Origin of the sequence: Arthrobacter flavus, from assembly GCF_039526005.1 — a bacterium.
Classification (GTDB): domain Bacteria; phylum Actinomycetota; class Actinomycetes; order Actinomycetales; family Micrococcaceae; genus Arthrobacter_D; species Arthrobacter_D flavus.
In genome coordinates this window covers 1-4647 of record NZ_BAAAIJ010000008.1, presented here as the reverse complement: position 1 = coordinate 4647, position 4647 = coordinate 1, and the positions used below count along the sequence as shown (strand labels likewise).

Sequence of the window (4647 nt, the reverse complement as noted above, 5' to 3'; positions counted from 1 at the left end):
TATCCTATTGAGAAGCGCCGCTAGAACAGCCGCCTGAACATCTCCTCAGCAGCGGAAATCACCACGAACCGCGAAGAGCCCCGTTGATGGCTTCGGTTGGCCCATTTGAGGTCCCGGGTAGGTCGAAGTAGGCAAGGACGTCTGGCGCCCGGCGGTTGAGGGTTCGCCCGAGGGTTTTGAGCTCAGCGAGGGCGGTGGGAACACCTGTGCCCAGGGATGTGATGACTGCTTCCATCAACGTCCGTCCCTTGGCCCGGTCCGCTTCCCGGTAGGCGGCAACCATGCGCTGGTAGATCCCCCAGCTCGCTTCTACCTCGACGTGGGTGTCCGTTGTGAACAGGGATTGAAGACGCGTGCGTTGCTTATCGGTGAGCAGATCCGCCCCGGTGTGAAGCGTTAGCCTGGCCGAATACAGCGGGTCGCCAGCACGCCCACGGTGCCCGCAGAACTGTTGCTGAACGCGCCGTCGGCAGCTATCCAAAGCCTCTCCAGCCAGGCGGATGACATGGAAGGGATCCATCACCGGAACAGCCTCGGGAAGTTCTTCGGCCGCGGCGCTCTTAAACCCGGAGAACCCGTCCATGGCCACGACCTCGATCCTGTCCCGCCATTGTTGCGGGCGTGCTTTTAGCCACGTGGCGAAGACTTGTTTTGAGCGGCCTTCGACCATATCCAGCAGGCGGGACGGTCCGGTGCCATCACGGATCGGGGTCAGATCGATGATTACGGTCACGTACTTGTCCCCGCGGCGGGTGTGCCGCCAAACATGCTCATCAACACCGATGACTTTGACCCCGTCGAACCGGTGCGGATCATCAATGAGCACACGCTTACCTTCGGCCAGGACAGCTTTGTTGGCAGTATTCCAGCTCACGCCCAGCCCTTCGGCGACGCGGGCGACCGTGAGGTGTTGACACACGATTCCCTCCAACGCCCACCGCAGCCCGCGGCGGGAGAGTTTCGCCCGTGAATCGGCGGCTTTGGACGTGTCCTGCCGCCACACCTGTCCGCACCCGGAACATTTGTATCTGCGCACTTTGACCAGCAGCGTGGTCGGGCGCCAGCCGAAGGGTTCGTGAGCGAGCTGGCGGGTCACCGTGTCCCGAGGGACGCCTTGGCACCCACAGTTACGGCACCAGTCATCTGGGTCAACAACACGGCAAGCAAGAACGGCGTGATCGCGGCTCAGATGCTGCCCCGTCGGAATCTGTCAAGCCGTTTGAGACATAGCCAAGTGGTTAGGTGTGTGTGGGGACCTCGCTTTGTTGGGGCTGGTTGATCCACGCCGCCGTGGGGCCTGCCGGCGGCACTGGTGGTTTGCTGAAGCGGTGCGGGGTGGCCTCGTGGGCGCCCTGCAGGACGGTGGCGCGACGGGCGTGGATCGCCGTGTACGTGCCGTCGAAGACCGTCGCGGGGGTATGCAGCCCGATCCCGGAATGGCGGTGTTCGAAATTGTAGTAAAGGAAGAATTCGTTGGCCCAGGCGACCGCGTCTTGGCGGGAGCCAAACCGCCCCGGGTAGGAGTGATGGACGTCCCCCGATCGGCGTAGATCACGCCCGGGGTGCCGTGGATCATGACCGCGTCGGCGATGAAGTCCTTGGAGCCGACCAAGGGCATCAACCCCGTCAAGCCCGGGTCGATCGAGTCATCAAACTGAGGATACGGCTTTTGCTGATCTCTTATTCGACTACTTGATATTCTGACTAGTCGTGGATTACAGTATCCCCATGACCAACCATGGAACACCAATCGAGTGGCAACGCAGTTTTTTAAGTACTGGCGCCCTGGCTGTTCTAGAGCGTGGGCGCGCCCACGGATACGCTGTTGCACAGGATCTGCAATCTCTGGGCTTCACCCATATCAAGGGTGGCACCCTATATCCAGTGTTGAATAAGCTCGAGCAGCAGAGCCTTGTCGTATCTGATTGGCAAGAAGGAATAGGAGGGCCAGGTCGACGGGTTTACACTCTCACCGAGGAGGGAGCTGATCGGCTCCGTGAAGCGCGAGAGAGTTGGGGCCCATTCGCAACTGTCGTCATGTCAGTCTTGGAGGCAGGACCAGCGAGAATCATTGATACAAGCAAAGAGACAGGGACTCCATGAGAAATCAGCAATCTGCCTCCGATCCTCGCCATGCAGACACTGAATGGGCTATTGACGTAGAAAAACGTTTGAATGGCGCGCCGATCCCTATGGAAGCGGTTCGCGTTGCCTTATCGGACGCTCATCGCGCAGGTTTCGAATCTGGCCAGCCCCTGAGAGATCTCTTTGGATCACCCGAAGAATATGTCGAATTGATCACCGAGGATGTGCCGCTGGAATTGCAGGCAGCTGTTGATGTGACGGGCATATCCCGCTCTGACCGTTGGCGCATACTTGTGGCTTGCTCGGGTGTGTGCGGGCTCCTGATCAGTTTTTCGCTCCTGCTCCTGGAAGGCTGGTCTCTCATCCTTTCCCCGGCTGTTATCGCGCTCTCATTCGGTTCCGTCGCAGCTTGGGCAGCTTTGGTTCTGAGCTCCATCGAACGCAGCTCGGGAAGAATTAGTCGAGGCTGGCTATGGCTTAGTGTGGCAGTTTTTGTCTTTGCTGCTTCGATAGTGATAGCAGCCGTTTCTCAGGACAGCGATTCCTTGACTCAAGTTCCCACTGTCGGACTGATCGCAGCCTCATTGGTTGTGCTCGCAGCAACATACAGGCTTCCCCTCCGATCCCGAAGCCGATCCATGCCAACGGAAAATCTCACTGCATTAGGCTGGTACTCCCGGTTGGCGGGGCTGCTTCGCGGTCGCTATGCGCTATCGCACGACCAAGTCAAAAAGATCGTGCATGATGCCGAGTCACTTGCTAATAATTCTCAAAAGAATCACCCTGAAATAGAGTTTGATACCCCGGAATCGTACGCAGCACAGCTCATGGGAGGATCCATCATGAAAGCGGGACGTCAGAGAAGAACCGAGAGCTGGATCTACATAGCCATCACCGTAGTTTTTGCATCTAGTACAGTCAATGCAATCATCACGAATACTTCCTTATGGCTGACCAGTCTTTTTGGCTTGGGATTCATAATCTTTGCGGTGATGAGTACGCGACTGTTGTGGTCCACTAAGAAGTGAGATGCTTCCCAGCCCTCCAAATAAAAAATTCGTTGACGCCATGACACTAAGACTTGCATGTAGAGCATCAAATCATTAGTGTTCCAGTACTCGCAAGAGTGCTCCCCAAGAATGTGGGGCAAGAAGGTTCTGTGCGCAGAACTCGAAAAATGGGGTTTAGACATGATGAAAAACAGTTCACTTACGCCTAGGGTGTTTCTTGGGCTTACCGTTTCGGTGGCCATAGTTGCCACTGGAGCTGGCCCGGCATCTGCAACTGTTACCCAACAGGTCGAACGAGACGCCGCCTTGGTTGTCGAGGAATCAACAGGGAATGCCGAGCTGTCGGTGGAGAATCTTCAGGGTTTGGCTAAAGTGACGGACCGCGATGCTCAATCTGGGAGCCTCACTCTGGAAGTGCCGGGTTCCGTCTCAGAGGATCAGCTGGTGGACCCCGCCGAGGTTCCGGCAGAGTTGTTTGAGGGCAAAGGTGATGCGCTAATAAACACGGAACTGCCTTCGGCAGTAATTTCGACGTTTGCAACATCTTCGGGTAGCCAATCGATCATTAAAATCGAGTCTGCTGCTGCCGCTAAGGAATATCGTTTCCCGCTAGAAGTTCCGGAGGGCGCTGTAGCGAGAGTCCTTGCAGATGGAGCGGTGGAAATCTCAGCAGAAGACGGCTCCGCACTTGGAAGCGTCCAAGCTCCTTGGGCGATTGACGCCAACGGACGGTCGGTACCTACTTCCTTTGAAATCGAAGGTAATACTCTCGTCCAGACCGTGGAGCATAACTCCACAACAGCTTTCCCCGTCGTCGCTGATCCCAGCACAGTCTGGGGTTGGACCGTGTGCACTGCAACTATTGGTGCGTTGGTCGCGGGAAACTTGCTGATCGCTTCCAAGATCGCCAAAATTGGTGGGGTTGCAAAAGTAGTTACCAAACTCAAAGCTGCTAAGAACGCCCAAGCCAGGTACAAGGCTCTCATCGCATTCTTCGGCGAGTTCACAGGAATTGCCGCAGTTATGAACAACTGCAAGTAAAGTCGGTGACATCTCTTCCGCGCCGCACTCAGGGGAGTTCACGCGTCGTGTTGTAATGGCGGTCCGTCGCTGGTGACGACCGGCTAGCGGTGCTATCTGGTGTGGAAGGCCGCCCACCTTTTCAAGGTCCGGGTTTGCTTCCCTGATCGTACGGGCCTTGGATTTTTCTGATAGAGAAAGTGCGGACCTTAGATACTTCAGACACCTAGGGACCGTGCTTTCTCGTCGACCGACCGCTTAGCCTCGATCTTTCATGGGGTGGGGTTTCCGCGGGGTCAGGGCTTACTGGCTGCCTGATGTGATTGATTCTTGCATGCGGGTGTGACAGTGCGGCCGCTGACCGGTGGCGGGAGTCGTTGATGGTTCCACGTCCATCGTGTTTGTGCGGGCTTTCCTGGTTTCCTGGGGTGGGCCTGTTTGCCACTATGGCGGCTCTTCATAGTTGAGGGTGTAGGTGGGGTCTGAAGCCGCCTGATTCGAGCAGGCTGCGGGCGATGTAATTGGTGAGGTT

General features: G+C 56.9%; 4 protein-coding genes and 1 pseudogene. 4 read left to right on the top strand and 1 reads right to left on the bottom strand.

The features are described 5' to 3' along the window. Positions 1-64 precede the first annotated feature (64 nt). A pseudogene (locus ABD059_RS03895) lies at positions 65-1198 on the bottom strand (ISL3 family transposase); the annotation flags it as partial. A gap of 46 nt (positions 1199-1244) precedes the next feature. Here ABD059_RS03895 and ABD059_RS03890 point away from each other — a divergent pair. The 4 genes from ABD059_RS03890 to ABD059_RS03875 all read left to right on the top strand — a co-directional run bounded on the left by ABD059_RS03890 (position 1245) and on the right by ABD059_RS03875 (position 4136). Further along, the gene (locus ABD059_RS03890; protein ID WP_343877934.1) at positions 1245-1550 is read left to right on the top strand and encodes a hypothetical protein; all 306 of its coding nucleotides are present in this window, start codon (positions 1245-1247) and stop codon (positions 1548-1550) included. A 178-nt stretch (positions 1551-1728) separates the two neighbouring features. After that, entirely contained in the window at positions 1729-2103 is a 375-nt protein-coding gene (locus ABD059_RS03885; protein ID WP_343877933.1) for a PadR family transcriptional regulator, read from the top strand. Then, on the top strand, positions 2100-3113 hold the full coding sequence (locus ABD059_RS03880; RefSeq protein ID WP_343877931.1) for a hypothetical protein: 1014 nt from the start codon (positions 2100-2102) through the stop codon (positions 3111-3113). The genes ABD059_RS03885 and ABD059_RS03880 overlap by 4 nt, the downstream gene beginning before the upstream one ends. A gap of 111 nt (positions 3114-3224) precedes the next feature. Next, positions 3225-4136 carry a hypothetical protein gene (locus ABD059_RS03875; RefSeq protein WP_343877930.1) on the top strand — a complete coding sequence of 304 codons (912 nt, stop codon included), beginning with the start codon at positions 3225-3227 and terminating at the stop codon, positions 4134-4136. Positions 4137-4647: the final 511 nt, after the last annotated feature.

Bases quoted from the DNA above. Each gene is read 5' to 3' on its own strand.
- ABD059_RS03885 (WP_343877933.1), top strand. From the start codon at position 1,729: ATGACCAACCATGGAACACCAATCGAGTGGCAACGCAGTTTTTTAAGT.
- ABD059_RS03880 (WP_343877931.1), top strand. From the start codon at position 2,100: ATGAGAAATCAGCAATCTGCCTCCGATCCTCGCCATGCAGACACTGAA.
- ABD059_RS03875 (WP_343877930.1), top strand. From the start codon at position 3,225: ATGTGGGGCAAGAAGGTTCTGTGCGCAGAACTCGAAAAATGGGGTTTA.